Annotated in this window: 14 protein-coding genes; 7 read left to right on the forward strand and 7 right to left on the reverse strand. The window is 74.3% G+C overall.

The annotated features are described in order from the left end of the window. Positions 1 to 463: 463 nt before the first annotated feature. The gene (locus LV78_RS02645) at positions 464 to 1402 is read right to left on the reverse strand and encodes an NAD(P)-dependent alcohol dehydrogenase (protein WP_253843235.1); all 939 of its coding nucleotides are present in this window, start codon (positions 1400 to 1402) and stop codon (positions 464 to 466) included. A 116-nt stretch (positions 1403 to 1518) separates the two neighbouring features. Here LV78_RS02645 and LV78_RS02650 point away from each other — a divergent pair, with 116 nt between their 5' ends. Further along, a complete protein-coding gene (locus LV78_RS02650; protein WP_253843037.1) occupies positions 1519 to 2277 on the forward strand; it encodes a TetR/AcrR family transcriptional regulator in 759 nt (252 codons plus the stop codon). A gap of 51 nt (positions 2278 to 2328) precedes the next feature. Here LV78_RS02650 and LV78_RS02655 read toward each other — a convergent pair whose 3' ends face one another. Further along, a complete protein-coding gene (locus LV78_RS02655) occupies positions 2329 to 3132 on the reverse strand; it encodes a siderophore-interacting protein (protein WP_253843039.1) in 804 nt (267 codons plus the stop codon). 116 nt (positions 3133 to 3248) lie between these two features. On the opposite strand from LV78_RS02655, the gene LV78_RS02660 reads away from it, so the two are divergent. Beyond that, on the forward strand, positions 3249 to 4091 hold the full coding sequence (locus LV78_RS02660) for a helix-turn-helix transcriptional regulator (RefSeq protein ID WP_253843040.1): 843 nt from the start codon (positions 3249 to 3251) through the stop codon (positions 4089 to 4091). 61 nt (positions 4092 to 4152) lie between these two features. Here the strand turns inward: LV78_RS02660 and LV78_RS02665 are convergent, their stop codons facing one another. Beyond that, the gene (locus tag LV78_RS02665; RefSeq protein ID WP_253843042.1) at positions 4153 to 4713 is read right to left on the reverse strand and encodes a DUF2510 domain-containing protein; all 561 of its coding nucleotides are present in this window, start codon (positions 4711 to 4713) and stop codon (positions 4153 to 4155) included. Between the two features lie 2 nt (positions 4714 to 4715). Beyond that, on the reverse strand, positions 4716 to 6050 hold the full coding sequence (locus LV78_RS02670) for an SNIPE associated domain-containing protein (RefSeq protein ID WP_253843044.1): 1335 nt from the start codon (positions 6048 to 6050) through the stop codon (positions 4716 to 4718). Between the two features lie 289 nt (positions 6051 to 6339). Between LV78_RS02670 and LV78_RS02675 the strand changes: the two genes are divergently transcribed. After that, positions 6340 to 7557 carry a metallophosphoesterase family protein gene (locus tag LV78_RS02675; protein ID WP_253843045.1) on the forward strand — a complete coding sequence of 406 codons (1218 nt, stop codon included), beginning with the start codon at positions 6340 to 6342 and terminating at the stop codon, positions 7555 to 7557. Then, the gene (locus LV78_RS41955; RefSeq protein WP_301305626.1) at positions 7557 to 11627 is read left to right on the forward strand and encodes an AAA family ATPase; all 4071 of its coding nucleotides are present in this window, start codon (positions 7557 to 7559) and stop codon (positions 11625 to 11627) included. Before LV78_RS02675 ends, LV78_RS41955 begins: the two co-directional genes overlap by 1 nt. Positions 11628 to 11680: 53 nt before the next feature. Here LV78_RS41955 and LV78_RS02690 read toward each other — a convergent pair whose 3' ends face one another. Continuing rightward, on the reverse strand, positions 11681 to 13162 hold the full coding sequence (locus tag LV78_RS02690; protein WP_253843047.1) for a cation:proton antiporter: 1482 nt from the start codon (positions 13160 to 13162) through the stop codon (positions 11681 to 11683). 162 nt (positions 13163 to 13324) lie between these two features. Here LV78_RS02690 and LV78_RS02695 point away from each other — a divergent pair, with 162 nt between their 5' ends. Both LV78_RS02695 and LV78_RS02700 read left to right on the forward strand, forming a co-directional pair. Further along, a complete protein-coding gene (locus LV78_RS02695) occupies positions 13325 to 14086 on the forward strand; it encodes a DeoR/GlpR family DNA-binding transcription regulator (protein ID WP_253843049.1) in 762 nt (253 codons plus the stop codon). Positions 14087 to 14388: 302 nt separating this feature from the next. Further along, the gene (locus LV78_RS02700; RefSeq protein WP_253843050.1) at positions 14389 to 15279 is read left to right on the forward strand and encodes an endo alpha-1,4 polygalactosaminidase; all 891 of its coding nucleotides are present in this window, start codon (positions 14389 to 14391) and stop codon (positions 15277 to 15279) included. A 6-nt stretch (positions 15280 to 15285) separates the two neighbouring features. On the opposite strand, the gene LV78_RS02705 is transcribed toward LV78_RS02700, so the two are convergent. Then, a complete protein-coding gene (locus LV78_RS02705) occupies positions 15286 to 15453 on the reverse strand; it encodes a hypothetical protein (protein WP_253843052.1) in 168 nt (55 codons plus the stop codon). Between the two features lie 224 nt (positions 15454 to 15677). Here LV78_RS02705 and LV78_RS02710 point away from each other — a divergent pair, with 224 nt between their 5' ends. Then, a complete protein-coding gene (locus tag LV78_RS02710) occupies positions 15678 to 16472 on the forward strand; it encodes a hypothetical protein (protein WP_253843053.1) in 795 nt (264 codons plus the stop codon). 34 nt (positions 16473 to 16506) lie between these two features. On the opposite strand, the gene LV78_RS02715 is transcribed toward LV78_RS02710, so the two are convergent. Beyond that, the gene (locus tag LV78_RS02715) at positions 16507 to 16836 is read right to left on the reverse strand and encodes a hypothetical protein (protein WP_253843055.1); all 330 of its coding nucleotides are present in this window, start codon (positions 16834 to 16836) and stop codon (positions 16507 to 16509) included. Between the last annotated feature and the right edge of the window lie 181 nt (positions 16837 to 17017).

Here is a 17017-nt window from a genome sequence, read left to right on the forward strand (position 1 = left end):
GCCGCCCGGCGCGGTCCGGTGCGGCGTTGCGCAGGAGGCTGGTGCCCACGGGGGTGTCGTTACACCTCGAACGGCCGATGTTCGCCGGATGGTGTGAACTCGATCGTTCCGCACGGGTGAATTCCGGGGCCGGGGAACGCGCAGCATCCGGGAAAACCCTGTGTTTCCACTGTGGACATCCGGGATTCCCATCGTCCCGCAGGAAACCCGTTCCGGGGAAGGGATTCCGACTCGGCACTTCGCTGCGTAGTTCTTGTCCCCCACCATTCACCGTTACGGCGGCTGGTGTTGCCCGTCCGAGTGGCGGCAGGGTGGGCCGCACACCGGAGGTGGAATTCGGACGTCCCCCGGCTCGCGCGCCGCGCCCGCACCGCACCTCGACGCGGTCAGGGCGCGCGCGTTCCGAACCGCCTGTCGGCCCGATCCGCCGCCCGCCCCCTGGGGGTGCGGGCGGCGGGTCCCGTCACCTCAGGCTGATCACGTGCTTGCCGCGCACCCCACCGGCTTCCAGTGCGCGGTGGGCGTCGGCGATGCGCTCCAGCGGGTGAACGGTGTCCACGACCGGGCGGATCGCGCCGGACTCCACGTAACGGGTCAGGTCGGCGAACAGCGCGTGCCGGGGGTTGCCGCTGAAGAACTTCAGCGGCCTGCCCGGCAGCAGCGGCGCGGCGGCCAGGTACGCGACGTCGGCGACGCCGCGGAAGGCCACCGCGACCATCCGGCCGTTCGGACCGGCCAGCCGCCGCCACTCCCACGGGCGGTCGCCGAAGGTGTCGAGCACGACGTCGTAGGTCCCCAACTCGGCGGTGGGCGTGCGGTAGTCGACCGCCTCGTCCGCGCCGAGCCCCCGCACGAAGTCCAGGTTCGCGCGGGACGCCAGCCCCGTCACGTGCGCGCCGAACGCCTTGCCGAGCTGGACCGCGGCGGTGCCCAGCCCGCCGGACGCGCCCCTGACCAGCAGCCGCTCCCCCGCCTTGAGCCGCGCCTGGTCGCGCAGGGCGGTGATCACGGTCGTGCCGACGCCGGGCAGCGCGGAGGCCTCCACCAGGTCCACCCCCTCGGGGGCCCGCGCGAGCAGCCCCGGCCGCACCACGACGTACTCGGCGGCGGCCCCGCGCGTGGTCCGGCCGAGGAACCCCCACACCCGGTCGCCGGGCGCGACCACGTCCACGCCCGCGCCGACCTCGGCCACCTCGCCCGCGAAGTCCATGCCGATCGCCTGCGGGAACCGGAAGCCGGTGATCAGCCTGATCCCGCCCGCCCTGGCCTTGGTCTCGCCGCCGTTGACGCTGGAGCCGTGCACCCGCACGAGCACCTCGCCCGGTCCGGCGACGGGCCGGGGAACCGTCGTCGCGTACAGGACCTCGGGAGGCCCGTATCGGTCGTACCGGGCCGCGCGCATCTCGCTCACCTGCGAAAACCTTCCGGGAAACGGATAAGTGGAGTGTGTTCTCCGCTTAGTCGCCACGCTAGCGGAGAAAGCGGAAGGCACGTTCCACTTGGGCTAAAGTGAGAGGAGTGCAGACTGCGGACTCCCAGTTGACCGCCGAGCGACCAGCCGCTGAACGACCGGCCGTCGAACGGCGGTCCGTCGAACGACCGACCGCCGGGCAGGCGCTCTCCGGGCAGGCGCTCGCGGACCAGCCGCCCGCCGACCAGCCGCCCGTCGACCGGTTGCGCTCCGACGCCAGGGACAACCGCGACCGCATCCTGGTGACCGCCCGCGAGGTGTTCGCGAGCCGGGGCCTGGACGCGCCGATGACCACGATCGCCCGGCGCGCGGGGGTCGGCGTCGCGACGCTGTACCGGCGGTTCCCGACCAAGGGCGCGCTGGTGTCGGCGGCGTTCGCGGACACGCTCTGCGAGTGCGCCGAGCTGGTCGATCACGCGTTGGAGCTACCCGATCCGTGGGACGGGTTCTGCTGGCTGCTGGAGCAGGTGTGCCTGAAGCAGGCCGAGGACCGGGGTTTCACGGCGGCGTTCCTGCGGATGTTCCCGGACGCGGTGGACGACGCGGCGCGGGACCGGGCGCTGGAGCGGTTCGCCGGGCTGGTCGAGCGGGCGAAGGCGGGCGGCAGGCTGCGGGCCGACTTCGAGATGCACGACCTGACGATGGCGCTGATGGCCAACAGCGGCCTGGTGACCGACAGCCGGGAGGCGGCCGAGGCGGCGTCGCGGCGGCTGGTGTCCTACCTGATCCAGGGGTTCGCGGCGCGCGACCCGCTGCCGCCCGCCACGCCGCTGGGGCTGGAGCACGTGGTGCCCTACGGGACGTGACGAACCCGGCCGCACTCCCCCTCGCGGGGTGAACACGACCGGGTCACGGGGTCAGCTCTCCTGCTCCTGCTCCACGCTGCGGTTCCACTCCGCCTTCCCGGCCTGCCAGCCGTCCTCGTCGGAGCCGATCCGCCAGTAGCCGGAGATCGACAGGTCCGCGCGCGCGACGCCGCGCTCCAGCCGCAGGTGGCCGCGCAGCTCCTTGACCATGCCCGCCTCGCCGTGCACGAACGCGTGCACCCGACCGGCCGGGAACTCCAGCTCCCGCACCGCCGCCGCGACCCGCTGCCCGGCCGAGCGGTGCAGCCAGCGCACCGGGACGGCCGACGGCTGCTCGTCCTCGGGCCCGTCCACCTCGACCAGCACCTCGGCCCGCGCGCCCTCCGGCAGCGCCTCCAGGGACGCGGCGATCGCGGGCCAGGCGCTCTCGTCACCGGCCAGCAGGTGCCAGTCCGCCTCGGGGTCCGGGGTGTACGCGCCGCCGGGGCCCGCGAAGTGCAGCAGGTCGCCCGGCTGGGCCTTGAGCGCCCACGGCCCCGCGACGCCCCGGTCGCCGTGCACGACGAAGTCGATCCACAGCTCGGCGCCGTCCCAGCGGCGGACCGTGTAGGTGCGGCTGTGCGGCCACTGCTCGCGCGGCATCGACTCGCGGATCGCGGCGACGTCGAACGGCTCCGGGTAGGTAACGCCCTCGCGGGGGAACAGGAGCTTGAGGTAGCTGTCGGAGTGCTCGATCTCGGTGAGGCCGTCGACGTCGGTGAGCACGACGCGGACCAGCGCGGGCGAGAGGCGCTCGGTGCGCAGCACGCGGGCGGTCTTGGTCCTGGCCTGACGGCGGGGGGAGGGGGTGGTCACGGTCCCAACGTACCCGCGCCGCTGCTCCAGGCGGGTGAAGCGGGCAGGCCCGGTCCGGCTTTCCAGGGTGGGCCGCACCCACCCTCCGGGGGCCGCGCGCGCCTAGCCTGGGAGGCATGGACGGCAGCAACGCGCTCGGCACCTTCCTGCGCGCACGGCGCGCCCTGGTGCGGCCCGAGGAGGTCAGGATGCCCGCGAGCGGGACGCGGCGGGTGGCCGGTCTGCGACGCGAGGAGGTGGCGGAGCTGGCCGGGGTCAGCACCGACTACTACACGCGCCTGGAGCAGGGGCGGGAGAAGCACCCGTCCGAGCAAGTCCTGGACGCGATCGCCGGGGTGCTGCGGCTGGAGGAGGACGCGGTGGCGCACCTGCGCGGCCTGGCCAGGCCCGCGCCGCGCGCGCGGAGGCGGGCGGCGAAGCGCGAGCAGGTCAGCCCGAGCCTGCTGCGGATGCTGGAGAGCTGGCCGGACACGCCCGCGCTGGTGCTGGGCGAGCGGTTCACCGTGCTGGGGCACAACGCGCTGGGCCGGGCGCTGTTCGCCGGGCACGAGCACAGCGACGACCTGGTGCGGCTGGTGTTCCTCGACCCGGACGCGACGACGTTCTACCCGGACTGGGAGCGGATCGCGCTGAACACGGTGGCGGGCCTGCGGGCGACGGCGGACGCGAGCGGGCGGCACGACCCGGCGCTGGTGGACCTGGTGGGCGAGCTGTCGCTCAAGAGCGCGGCGTTCCGGCGGCTGTGGGCGCGGCACGACGTGCGGCGGAAGTCGACCGAGCGGAAGCGGTTCAACCACCCGCTGGTGGGGATGCTGGAGCTGACGTACGAGGCGTTGGCGGTGAACAGCGCGCCTGGGCAGCAGCTGGCGGTGTACCAGGCGGATCCGGGGAGCCGGTCGGCGGAGGCGCTGGGGTTGCTGGGGAGCTTGGCGGCGTCGGAGGGGTCTGAGCGGGGGTGACGCGCGCGTCCCGATCCCGGCCCCCGCTCGGGCGAGCGGGGGCCGGGACGGGGGAGCGCGGTCAGAGCACGTCGAGCCTGGGCGCCGAGGCGGCCGACGCGGCGGCGTGGGCGACGGCCTCGGCGTCGGACCTGGCCTGGACCTTGACGGCGAGCGCGGGCACAGCGCGCTTGGTGCGCCTGACCGTGTAGACGGCGAACACCTTGGTGGTCCGGTCGTAGACGACCTCGCGGGCCTCGTTCCAGCGGACCTGGAGGAACTGCCTGCGCAGCAGGCCGACGAACAGGAACAGCAGCCGCCGGTCGGTGCAGACCAGCACCCCGGTGCCCTCGCCGAGCGCGCCGGTGAGCGCGAGCACCCGCTCCTCGGGCTCCAGGTGCTCTTCGAGGAGGTTGACCTCCTTCCTCGCCCCGACCAGCAGCCCGCGCACCCGGTCCACCGCCTGAGCGATGTCGGGCCGCAGCGCGACGGCGGGCCGGACGGGCTCGGGTGCCGGCGCGGTGGGCCGCTCGACCCTGGCCACGGCGGTGTGGAACGTCCAGCGCAGCCCGTCCCAGTAGCGGACGAGCGCGGGGTCGAGCGGGTCGGGCAGCCACCCGGCCGGGCGATGCGGCGCGGTCACGGTCACTCCCCGCCGTCGTCGGAGAGGTCGCCGTCCGCGCCGCTGTCGACGCCCGCGACCGGGCCTGCCCCGCGCCGCGCCGGGTCGGACGCCCGCCACTCGACCGCCTCGGCCGTGGTCGTGTACTCCAGCACGTGGTCGTCGCCGAACTCCACGAGCAGCGACCGCACCTGCTCTGGCGTGGCGTAGAAGAACTCCCGCCGGTGGTTGACCGCGTTGACCCGCCGCTCGGCGAGCGCGTGGTGCAGCCGGTTCTCCAGCGCGACCGCGTCCTCGGAGAAGAACAGGGCGTGCACGTCGAACCGGAACGGCACCGACGCGTCGCCCAGCTCGCGCACCCGGTCCATCGGGTCGAGCCTGCGGGTCATGCCGATCTTGACCACGTCGGGTCCGAACGCGCCGATGTTGGAGATCACGTAGACGTACCCGGCGCGCACGTTCGCGGCCCGGTCGCGCACGCCCGCGATCGCCTCGTCCACCCCGGCCAGCTGCTCGCGCGCCTTCGCCAGGCCCGCCTCGTCGCCGAGCTGCTCCAGCTTCGCGACGACGGCCGCGTAGTGCGACCGCTCCTTGGTGAGCTTGGCCTGCTCGCGCTCGATCTCCTTGAGCACCTTGGCCTCCTCGCGCAACCGCTCGCGCTCGGCCCGCGCCTCCTCGCGCTCGGCCTCCACCTTGGCCAGGTGGTCGGCGGTCAGGTCGATCTCCAGCAGCCGCAGCCGGTGGTACTCGACGGACACCGCGATCCGCATCAGCACGCCGAGCTTGCCGATGGTCTCCCTGGTGGAGGTGAGCTTCTTCTTGACCGCCTCGCGGGTGTGCGGCTTGACCCCGCGCACCGCGTTGTCCGCCTCGGCGTTGTAGGCGCGCAGCATCAGCTTGGCCATGTCGCGCCCGAGCTTCTGGCCCTCCTTGACCGACCCGTTGACGGCCCAGTCGACCTGGCAGCTGACGGCGTCGCCCCTGGCCAGCTCCTTGATCCGCCGCTTGAGGTCGGCGAGCCGGTCCTTGTAGGCGAGCGCGTCCTCCAGCGGGTGGGCGTACTCGTAGACGCCGACCTGCTGGAGCAGCGCCGTCTCGCGCGTCTCGACCAGCTCGCCCTCGGTGCGCCGCAGCTCGGCGGCGACCCGCACGCGCGCGGTGACCAGCGCCGCGTGGTCGGCCCGGCCGCGCTCGACGGCCGCGTTCAGCTCGCGCAGCTCGGCCTCCAGCGCGGGCGTCCCGGCCCCGCGCAGCTGCCCCACCCACGCGCGCAGCTCCGCCGAGCTCGCCTGCTCCGCCGCGAGCAGCTCCCGCAGCTGGGTGACCTCCGGCTTCTCCTTGCCGCCGAACAGCGCCATTCCACTCCCCCGCCAGGTTTTCCACTCGATGGGGAATCGATGGTCACCGGCGGCTCGTTAACCACCGGTCCGGGTGTTCACCCGTTCGACCGGTCGCCGCCGCCTCCGCCACGCGGCGCGCCCGAGGTGACCGCCTCCCCGGTGCTCGGCGCCACCGTGGAATCGTGAGCCCCATGCGACCCCGTTCTCCCCACCGGTGTGGCGTTCGTTGTAGCGAAAGCGCGCGATCGGGCGATGACCTGACCATGATCACCTCATCCGCGCGCTCCACCGGACCGAGGTGGTGGTGATGCGGATCGTGCACGCCGCCGACGTCCACCTCGACAGCCCGCTGCGGGGGCTGTCCCGGTTCGCCGACGACGAGACCGCGCACGGGTTGCGGCGGGCCTCGCGGCGGGCCCTGGAGAACCTCGTTCACCTCACGGTCAGCGAGGGCGCGCAGGCGCTGGTCCTGGCGGGTGACGTCTACGACGGGGACTGGCCCGACTACGCCACCGGGCGGTTCTTCGCGCAGCAGATGGACGTGCTGCACCAGAACCGGGTGAAGGTGTACGTGGTCGCGGGCAACCACGACGCGCAGAGCGTGGTCACCAAGGCCGTCCGGTTGCCCGACAACGTCACGGTCATGGCCACCGACAAGGCGCAGACCGCGATCGACGACGAGCTCGGCCTCGCCGTGCACGGGCAGGGGTTCGCGCAGCGGGCGGTGACCGAGAACCTCGTCCTGGCGTACCCCGAACGGGTGCGCGGGCTGGTGAACGTGGGACTGCTGCACACCGCCGTGGACGGGGCCGAGGGGCACGCCACCTACGCGCCGTGCACCCCGCACGACCTCGCCCAGTGCGACTACGACTACTTCGCGCTCGGGCACGTGCACCAGCGCCGCGTGGTCAACGACGGGCAGCGGGTGGCCGCGTTCCCCGGCAACCTCCAGGGCAGGCACGCGGGCGAGACCGGCGCGAAGGGCGCGCTCGTCGTCGACGTCGAGCACGACCAGCGGGCCACGACCCGGTTCGTGCCGCTGGACGTCGCCCGGTGGGAGCACCTGAGCGTGGACGCGAGCGGGCTGCGCACGTTCGACGAGGTGCTCGACGCGGTGGACTCGGCGCTGGACGACGCCCGCGCCTCGGCCGACGGGCGCAGGCTCGTCGCGCGCGTCACGGTCACCGGCAGCACCCGCGCGGCGGGCGCGCTGGGGCGGCGCGAGCACTTCCACGAGCAGGTGCTGGGGCTGGCGCAGCGCAAGCACATCACCCTGGAGAAGGCCCGGTCGCGGGCGCTGGCCCCGCAGGAGGTCAACCCCGCTGACCGGGAGCTGCTGGAGGCGGTCCTCGGCAGCCGGGCGGACTTCGCCGAGCTGGCCGAGGTGGTGCGCCCGCTGCAGCGCGACTTCGGCCGCCACCTGCGCGGCACCGAGCTGGACCTGGACGACGACGCGGTGCTGGAGCGGCTGGTCGGCGCGGCCGTGGACGGGCTCGTCGCGCGGCTGTCGGCGGAGGAGGGCTGATGCGGATCACCCGGCTGGTGCTGGAGCGGTACGGGGCGTTCGCCGACCGCGCGATCGACCTCGGACCGGGGTTGACGCTGGTGCTGGGGCCCAACGAGACGGGCAAGTCGACCGCGCTGGACGCGCTCGCCGACCTGCTGTGGTCGATCCCGCAGCAGTCCGGGCGGGCGTTCCGGTACCCCCGCAAGGAGCTGCGGGTGGGCGCGCGGGTGCTGCTGGGCGGGGTCGAGCACGAGGTGGCGCGGACGGCGTCCGGGCTGGTCGGGTTCGCGGACGGCGGCGGGGACGAGCCGTGGCGCGGGGACGGGGACGACCGGGCGCGGTGGCTGACCTCGTTCGGGTTGTCGCACGAGATGCTGCGGCTCGGCGGGCAGGACCTGTTCGAGGCCAAGGGCGACCTGGCGGCGCTGGTGTTCCGGGCGCGCAGCGGGCGGTCCGTGCACCGGCTGCTGGACGAGCTGACCGCGCGGGCCGACGCGCTGTACAAGCAGCACCGGGGCAGTCGGAGCGTGGTGACCCGGCAGGCGCTGGAGCGGTACCTGGAGGTCGACGGGAAGATCGCTGGGGCGATGGCCGACGCGACCCAGGTGCGCAGGGCCGAGGAGGACGTCGCGGCGCTGGCCAGGCGGGCCGAGACGGCGGCGGTGGAGCTGCGGGAGGCCGAGGCCGGGCACGCGGGGGCCGCGGCGCGGGTGCGGGTCGCGGAGACCGCGCGGCGGTTGGCCGCGACCCGGCGGCGGGTCGCGGAGCTGCACCGGGCGGGGGCGTTCCTCGGGGTCGAGGGGATCGCGGCGTGGAGCCGGGCGACCGAGCGGTTGGAGAAGTTGGCGGGGGTCGCGGAGGACCTGGCCCGCGAGGTCGGGGAGACCGGGGCCGAGCGGGACGCGGTCCTGGTCGACGAGGCTCTGCTGGCCGACGCGGAACCGGTGGGGCGGCTGTACCGGGACCACGCGGCTCGGCTGGACGACGCTCAGCGGGCCGAGGGCGAGGAGGCGGACGCCGAGGCTGCGGACGCGCGCGCTCGGGTGGCGTTGGCCGGGTTGGTGGAGCCGGGTGAGGTTGCCGGGGGCTGGGACGAGGGCGGGGGCGAGGGCGAGGGCAAGGCCGCAGGTAGGGACGAAGGCAGGAGTGCGGGTGCTGGGCCAGCGGATGCAAGGGTTGCGGATGCCGGGTGGGGGGACGTTGAGCAGGCAGGTGCGGAGCAGGTAGGTGCCGTCCGGGCGGACGTTGAGCAGGCGGGCACCGGGCAGGCGGGGGTTGAGCAGGCTGACGCCCGGCAGGTAAGCGCTGGTCAGACGGGTGCCGGGTGGGCGGGCGCGGAGCGGGCTGGGGTTGGGCACGCGAACGTCGGGCAGGCAAACGACGGGCAGGCGAACGTCGGGCAGGCGAGTGCTGAACAGGCGAACGCCAGGCAGGCAAGTGCCGGGCAAGCAGGCACCGGTCAAGCAGGCGCCGGGCTGGTTGGCCTGACGGGTGCCGGGCGCACGGGCGCGGACCGGGCCGGGGGCGGGGTTCGGTCCGTTGCCGAGTTGTTGGCCGGGCTCTGGGTCGGGGACGACCGGGCCGCCGAGCTGGACGTCGCGGCTGAGGCGTTGGACGACGCCGAGGCCCGGCTCGCCGAGCGGGCGCGCGACCTGGACGGGGCCGAGGAGGGCGTTGAGCCGCTCGACGTGCCCGACGACGCCGTCGCGGACGCGGTTCGGGAGGTCGTCGCGGCGGTCGAGGGGCCGGGGTCGGCGTTCGGCGCGCTGCGGCAGGCGCGGCAGGACGAGGCGGACGCGGAGCGGGAGCGGGTTTCGCTGCTGGCCGCCGTCGGGTTGGCCGCCGACGCGCTGGACGGGGTGTCCGCGGTGCCGTCCGCCGAGGCGGTGCGGGTGGCCTCGGGCGAGCTGCTGGAGCGGCGGGGCGCGCTCGCCGACGCCTCGCGGCTCTTGGAGGAGGGCGAGAAGCGGGTTGCCGCGCTCGTCGCGCAGTTGGCCGACGCGGCGACCGGGGACGTCCCGGACCCCGGCGCCGTCGCCGACGCCCGCGCCGAGCGGGACGCGCTGCTCGCCCGCGCGCTGGGGGCGTGGCTGGCGGGGACGGCGCCCGCTGGTGAGCCGGAGCTGCCGGTCGCGCTCGAACGGGCCGTCGCGGGTGCGGACCGGATCGCCGACCGGGTCGCGGCGGACCGGGAAGCGGCGGGCAGGCGCGCGGTGCTGGTGGCCGACCACCGGCACGAGAGCGCCGAGGTCGAGCGCTGCCGGGGTGCGCTGGAGGCCGCCGCCGAGGCCGAGCGGGACGCCGGGCGGGCGTGGGACGCGGTGTGGGCGGGGGTCGCCGCGCCGCTGCCGCAGGACGGTGGCGCGTTCCGGGAGCGGCTCGCCGGGGCGCTGGACGCCGCAGGGCGGGCCGGGGTGGCGCGGGCTCGGGCCGAGGTGGTGGCGGTGGACGTCGAGCGGCAGCGGGGGTACCTCGCGGGGGTGCTCGCCGACGCCGGGCGGCCGAGGCCGGACGCCGACCTGGAGAGCCTGCTGGTCGCCGCCCGGACGGTGGTCGACGAGCACGAGCGGGCGCGGGCGGTGCTGGCCGTGGCGCGGGAGCGGCGGGCCGTGCGGGAGCGGGCGCTGCAGGACCTGGACCGGTTGCGCGAGGTCAGGGACGACGCGGCCGGGCACTGGCTGCGGTTGCTGGGCGAGGCCGGGTTGGCGGACATGCCGCCGGTGCGGTGGCAGCGGCGGCGCGAGGTGGTGGAGCGGGCCCGCGAGGAGCACCGGCGGGCCGAGGCGCACCGGTCGGCGGCCGAGGTGCTGCGGCGGCGGTGCGCGGAGTTCGCGGCGGAGCTGTCGCTGGTCGCGGCGCGGCACGGGGTGCCCGACGGGGCCGGGGCGGCGGAGGAGCTGGCCGAGCGGGTGGCCGCTGCCCGCGACGGGCTGGCCCGCGTGCGCGGGTTGGACGAGCGGCTGGACCGGTTGGCCGGGCGGGTCGCGGAGGTCGAGGCCGAGCGGGGGCGGTTGACCGCGCTGCTGGACGGGTTGCGGGCCGAGCACGACGACGACCTCGACGCCGCCGCCGCGCGCGGGCGGGAGCTGGTGGAGCTGGCCGAGGACGACCGGGAGCACCGGGCGGTGATCTCGGCCGCGCTGCCCGACGTGGACGTGGACGACGTGGTGGAGGAGATCGCGGGCACCGACGACGAGGCGCTGGGAGCGGCGGCTCGGGTGGCGCGGGTCCGGTACGACGAGGCGGTCTCGCGGCACCAGGAGGTGCGGGACCGGTTGGCCGAGACCAGGGTCGGGCACCAGGAGCTGCTGTCGCGGCCGGGGGCGGCGGAGCTGCACGCCCGCGCCGGGGAGCGGTTGGCCGAGGTCGCGGACCGGGTCGAGGACTACGTGGTGGTGGAAATCCAGCGGCGGTTGCTGCGGCGGGAGCTGGAGGCGTACGAGCGCAAGCACGCCTCACCGCTGCTGGAGGCGGCCGGGCGGTTGCTGGAGCGGTTGACGGAGGGGCGGTACGTCGCGCTGCGGACGCACCAGGACCGGTCTGCGGCGCTGGCGGTGGTGGGGGCGGACGAGCGGGAGCGGTCGCCGCAGGAGTTGTCCGAGGGGACGGCGGACCAGGTCTTCCTGGCGTTGCGGCTGGCCGGGATCGCGTCGTTGCAGCGGGAGCGGGCGGGGCGGGGGTTGCCGGTGCTGCCCGTGGTGCTGGACGACGTGCTGATGACCTTCGACGACGCTCGGGCCGGGGCCGCGCTGCGGGTGATGGCGGGGCTGGCGGAGGAGTGGCAGGTGATCGTGCTGAGCCACCACGGGCACCTGCGGGACGTCGCCGGGGCGGTGGACGGGGTGTCGGTGGCCGAGCTGTCCTCGGCCCCGGAGCTGGAGGTGGCGCGCAGCGCCGAGGAGGTCAGGGACGCGGTCCGGCAGGCCGCGCCCGCTCCGGTGGGGGCGGTGCGGGCGGTGTCGCCGAAGGCGGGCGGGGTGAACGTGGCGGCGGTGCGGGAGTGGGCCCGTGCGAACGGGCGGCAGGTCGCGGACCGGGGGCGGATCCCCGCCGACGTGGTGGAGGCCTACGAGCTGGCGCACCGGTAGGGCGGGGGCGCCTGCGGGGCGGGGGCACCGGCAGGGGCGGGACGGTGGGCGCTTCAGTGGCGGGACCGGGGTTCCGCCGCCGCCTGGCGGACGTCGATCTTCTCGATCAGGTCCCTCGCCAGCTCCTCGTCCAGGTCGTCGTCGCGGACCGCCGTGCTCAGGGCCTGGCGCTGCCCGTCGAAGGTCCCGTGCTGGGACACGAGGTCCTCCGCCCACTCGCGCATCCGCTCGGTCGCCGCCCGCTCCTCGCGGACGTCGAACTCCAGCGCCCGCGCCAGCGGGCCGATGGTCGGGGCCTGGAGCAGGAGGGTGCCCAGGGTGACCAGGAGGGCGATCGCCTGCACGGCGTCCCGGCCGGGGACCGACTCCGGGACGGCTGAGGCCGCCGCGAGGGTGAGGATGCCGCGCATCCCGGTCCAGCCGACGAGCAGGTTCTCCTTCGCGGTCGGGGCGCCGAGGCGGGGGCGCCTGCGGCCGGGCGTCCTGGCTTCGCGGCGGCGGGCGCGGGCTCGTTTGCGCGGGGAGCGGGCGGCCAGGTGGAGGGACAGGGCCCAGCGGCCGAACAGGGCGTAGACGCCCGCCAGGCGCAGGGTGATCGCGGCGACCAGGAGGACGCCGGAGGCGAGCAGGACCGCCGCCAGGTCCTCCTGCTCCGCCAGGACGAAGCGCAGGCGCAGGCCGATGTAGGCGAACACGAAGGTCTCCAGGAGGAAGTCCACCACCGCCCAGACGGACTTCTCCTGGATGCGGGTCAGGTGCGCGCCGGGGTAGCGGTGCCTGGGGTCCAGGGTCATGTTGGCGGTCACGACGAACGACGCCACCACCACCGCGATGATCCCCGACGCGTGCACCTCCTCGGCCGCCAGGTAGACGGTGAACGGGAGGAGCAGGACGAGGGTGGTCTCCAGGGTGGTGTTGCCCAGGCGCTTGCGGACGGCCAGGGTCGCGGCGGCGAAGACGCCGCCCACCAGGACGCCCACGGTGAGCTTGTACGCGAACTGGGTGATGCCGCCCGCGATCGTGGCGTGGCCGCCGTCCACCGCCAGCAGGGTGATGCTGAACAGGGTCAGCGCGGTCGCGTCGTTGACCAGGCTTTCACCGATGAGGATCGACGTCACCCTTCTGGGGAGGCCGATCCGCTCGCCGTGGGTGACGGTGGTGATCGTGTCGGGAGGGGCCAGGACGGCGCCGAGGACGAAGGCCACCCCGCCGAGGGACGGCAGGACCCAGGACGCCACGAAGCCCAGCGCGAACGTGGTCAGCACGACCAGCACCACGCCCAGGTGCACGATCGGCCTCAGGTTCGCGCCGAACCCGGTGAATGCGGCCCCCCGCGCGGCCGAGTACAGCAGGGGCGGCACGACGATCGCCAGGATCAGGTCGCTGTCCAGTTCCAGCTTCGGCATCCAGGGCAGGAACGAAGCGGCTGCCGCCAGGACGACCACGATCAGGCCCGGTTCCACGCCCCTGCGCCGCGCCACCGCCGTGATCGCCAGTCCCGCCCCGACGATGAGCAGGACCTGGACGCCGTTCACCCTCGTTCACCCGGACGCACGTGGGCGGACGCTACGCGCGCGCGGGCGGTCCGGCCCGGCCGCCGGGTGGAGGTAATTCGACCAGGTGATGGTGTCGCCGTTGCTTCGGTACGCCGCAATTCACGGGGGCGGGTGAGCGTTCGCCGTCCCTACACTGATCGAATGCGGCAGCAAGATCGGTTTTCGCTCATTCTCGATCGGCTGAACCACAGCGGTTCGGTCACCGTGGGCGAGCTGTCCGGGGCGACCGGCGCGTCCGCCGCCTCGGTCCGGCGGGACCTGCGGTCGCTGGAGGAGCAGCAGCTGCTCAAGCGCACGCACGGCGGCGCGGTGTCCACCGAGGTGATCTACGAGCTGCCGCAGCGCTACCGGGCGGGGCGCAACCAGCAGCAGAAGCGGCGGATCGCCGAGGCCGCGGCGGCGCTGGTGGACGAGGACGTGCGGTCGGTGGGGCTGGGCGGGGGCACGACGACCACCGAGCTGGCCCGGCTGCTCGCGACGGGCAAGCCGCTCAAAGTGGTCACCAACGCGCTCAACATCGCGGGTGACCTGTCGGTGCGGCCGTCGATCGACCTGGTGGTGACCGGGGGCGGGGTGCGGCCGGACTCGTACGAGCTGGTGGGGCCGATCGCGGACCGGGCGCTGGCCGGGATCAGCGTGGACCTGGTGTTCCTGGCCGCGGCCGGGGTGGACTCGGTGCTCGGGGTCAGCTCGGGCGACGAGATCGGGGCGAACACCGACCACAGCCTGATGTCGACCGGGCGGCGGGTGGTGGTGCTGGCCGACCCGGAGGTGGTGGGGCGGCGGGCGTTCGCGCGGGTGGCGCCGGTGAGCGCGGTGTCCGTGCTGGTCACGGGCGCGGCTGCGGACCAGGACGAGCTGGCCCGGCTGCGGGCGGCCGGGGTCGCGGTGGTCATCGCCTGAGGACGCGACCGTGAGCGCCTGAGGTCACGGCCGTCATCACTTGAGGACGCGGCGGGGGCGGGACGCGGCGGGTTGGGCGTTCCAGGGCTGGGCCGGGCGTGGCGTTGCTGGGCGTTGCGGCCTGCCTGGCGCGTGCCCGAATGAGCACCGCTCGGTTTGCCAGGTGTGCGCGAATGCGCGGTTGCCGGGTGAGCGCTCGTGCGCGTCCACGCTCGGGTGCCTCGCCCGTGGTCCGCTCAGGTGCGGTCGGGGCGGGTCGTTGTGGCTGGGGTCGGTCACGCGAGACACCGGGAAGGTGTTCCATGCGCCTGCGCACCACCAAGCGAAACCTCGTCGCCTTCTTCGCCGCCCTGCTCGCGACGGTCGCCATCGCCGCGCCCGCCGCCGACGCGGCTCCCCCGACGTGGCGCCCGGTGAAGGCCGACCGCTGGCAGTACCAGCTCAACCCCGCCTCCACCGGCGCGGGCACGGCGGGCGGGATCACGATCAGCCCGTGCAGCCGGTCCGCGACCAGCGGGCCCCCGTGCGTGAAGCCGACGGTGTACGAGATCGACCTGTACGGCCCGGACGGCCGGACCCCGAACACCGCCGCCGTGCAGGCCATCCACGGGGTGGGCGCGCGGGCGGTCTGCTACGTCGACGGCGGCACCTGGGAGGAGTGGCGGCCCGACGCGGGCGCGTACCCGGCCTCGGTCAAGGGCGCGGACATGGACGAGTGGCCGGGCGAGAAGTGGCTGGACGTGCGCAACACCGCCGCGCTGCTGCCGATCGTGGACGCGCGGGTGGCGAAGTGCGCCAAGGCCGGGTTCGACGCGGTCGAGTTCGACAACGTGGACGGCTGGGCCAACGACACGGGCTTCCCGCTGACCGCCGCGCAGCAGCTCAAGTACAACCGCTCGATCGCGGCCGTGGCGCGGAAGTACGGCTTGGCGGTGGGCCTGAAGAACGACCTGGACCAGGTGAAGGACCTCGTCGGGAACTTCGACTTCGCGGTGAACGAGCAGTGCCAGCAGTTCGACGAGTGCGGGCTGCTGAAGCCGTTCCTGGACGCGGGCAAGGCGGTCGTGCAGATCGAGTACTCCGACCAGGGCGCGCGGGCTGGCGGGTTCTGCGCCCAGGCGAACGCGGCCGGGCGCAGCGCGGTCCTCAAGCAGCTCTCGCTCAAGGCCGCCCCCTGGACACCCTGCCGCTAGCCCCGTTCAGGGGTGCACCGGCTGGACCGCAGGGGTCACCGACATTGTCGGCGGCCCCTGCGGAGCCGTCCCCACCCCTCCTGCCACGAACAGCGCCGAGACCAGGACCGCCCCCGCGACCGCCGACCCGAGCGACAACCGGACCAGCGACCTCAATCGCAGCGTGATGTACATCCCGAACCCCCGTTCACGAGAATTCCCCCGATTTCCATGATGACCACCCGAACGCGCCACAGTCCAAGTCGACTTGCGGTAGCGGACCGGAGTGAGCGGGTCCACTCGGGTAACACCGGGTGGGCGCACCCGGATATCCACCCCAGAACGCGGGAGCCGACTCGGGTCCCCTCTTCCGGGTGACCGGAGAAAGGCCGGGGAGAATGCCGGAGTCCAATACAGGGGTGGTTGACGGGCTGGACGACCTCGGTCCGGTGCTGCGCGACATCGGCACCGGCATGATGGCGCGCACCAGGGCCAAGCTGGCGAACAGCCCGGAGACGCGGGCGTTCCTGGAGATCGGCCTCGACCTGCTGCGCGAGGACCTGATCCAGCACACCGGCCCGGACTTCGACCACGGGACGCCGTCGCGGCTGTTCGACTCGCTCTCCCGCGAGCGGGTCCTCGCCCGGCCGGAGGCGCAGGAGCTGCTGCTGAGCGTGAACATGTTCCGGCACCGCTGGGAGCGCAAGGACCGGTACAGCGAGGACCTCATCTCGTACGCGTTCCGGCTGACCCCGCAGCTGAGGCGGATGGACGGGGTGCGCGCCGCGACCACCGCGCTGATCGGCCAGGTCAGCCTGGGCGAGCTGGTCAGGCTGCTCGCGCGGGCCGAGCTGGAGGCGCTGCGGAGCGACCCGCTGGTGTGCGTGCAGGCCATCCTGCAGAGCGCGCTGCCCAACCACACGCGGGTGCGCGAGTTCTGCAAGGCGCACCTGGACGAGCTGCTGCCGCGCTGGGCGGACCTCTACCGGGACGTCGCGGTCGCGTACGGCCTCGCGCTCCGGCCGGGGCGGACGTGGCTGGACGTCGCGCTGCTGTTCAACACCGCCATCGTCGGCGAGCTGCACTGGACGCGGGTGTCCGCGCGCCCCGCGCTCGCGAACGGCGAATCGGTGCTCACCGGCGCGCTGCTCGCGATGATGCCCGCGCTGGTCGACGGGATTTCCGACGACGTCGACCGGCAATTCGCGCGCTGACCCCGATCGCCGGGACCGGCGCCGGAATGCGGTTTCACCCGGTTTCCCCGAGAACGGCGGAGATATCACTCGAACGGGCAAGCTCGGACTCGGTCCGGTCGAGCCACAGCACGTGCGTGGTGATGTCGTCGTCGAGGGCGAAGCACCCGTACAGGTCCCGCACGCCCTCGGCGCTCTCGGCACGGGTGCGGTGGTTGTCCTCCACGCCGACCGCGTCGGCGTGGTCGGCGAACTGGAGGCCGTAGGCGGCGATCTCGCCGTCCTCGCCGTCGCCGTACTCGTAGGCGATCGCGAACAGGCGCGGGGCGAGCGCGCGGGCTTCGCGGGCCAGCACGTCGAGGTAGTCGCTGCGGGTGTCGGTCACGGGAACGCCTTTCGGTCAGGTCGGGGGGACTGACTATTCCGGCAACACCACCCGAAGCAGTTGATCACGTCGAGCACCCTCAAGCCGGTTCGCACACCGTCCGAAGAGGAACGTGTCGCCTTGAAGATCCCCACGCACCCTGGGAACCTCTTGCGACAGAATATGAGGACTTGCGCAAGAT

It is taken from the genome of Actinosynnema pretiosum, from assembly GCF_024171695.1.
Lineage (GTDB): Bacteria > Actinomycetota > Actinomycetes > Mycobacteriales > Pseudonocardiaceae > Actinosynnema > Actinosynnema pretiosum.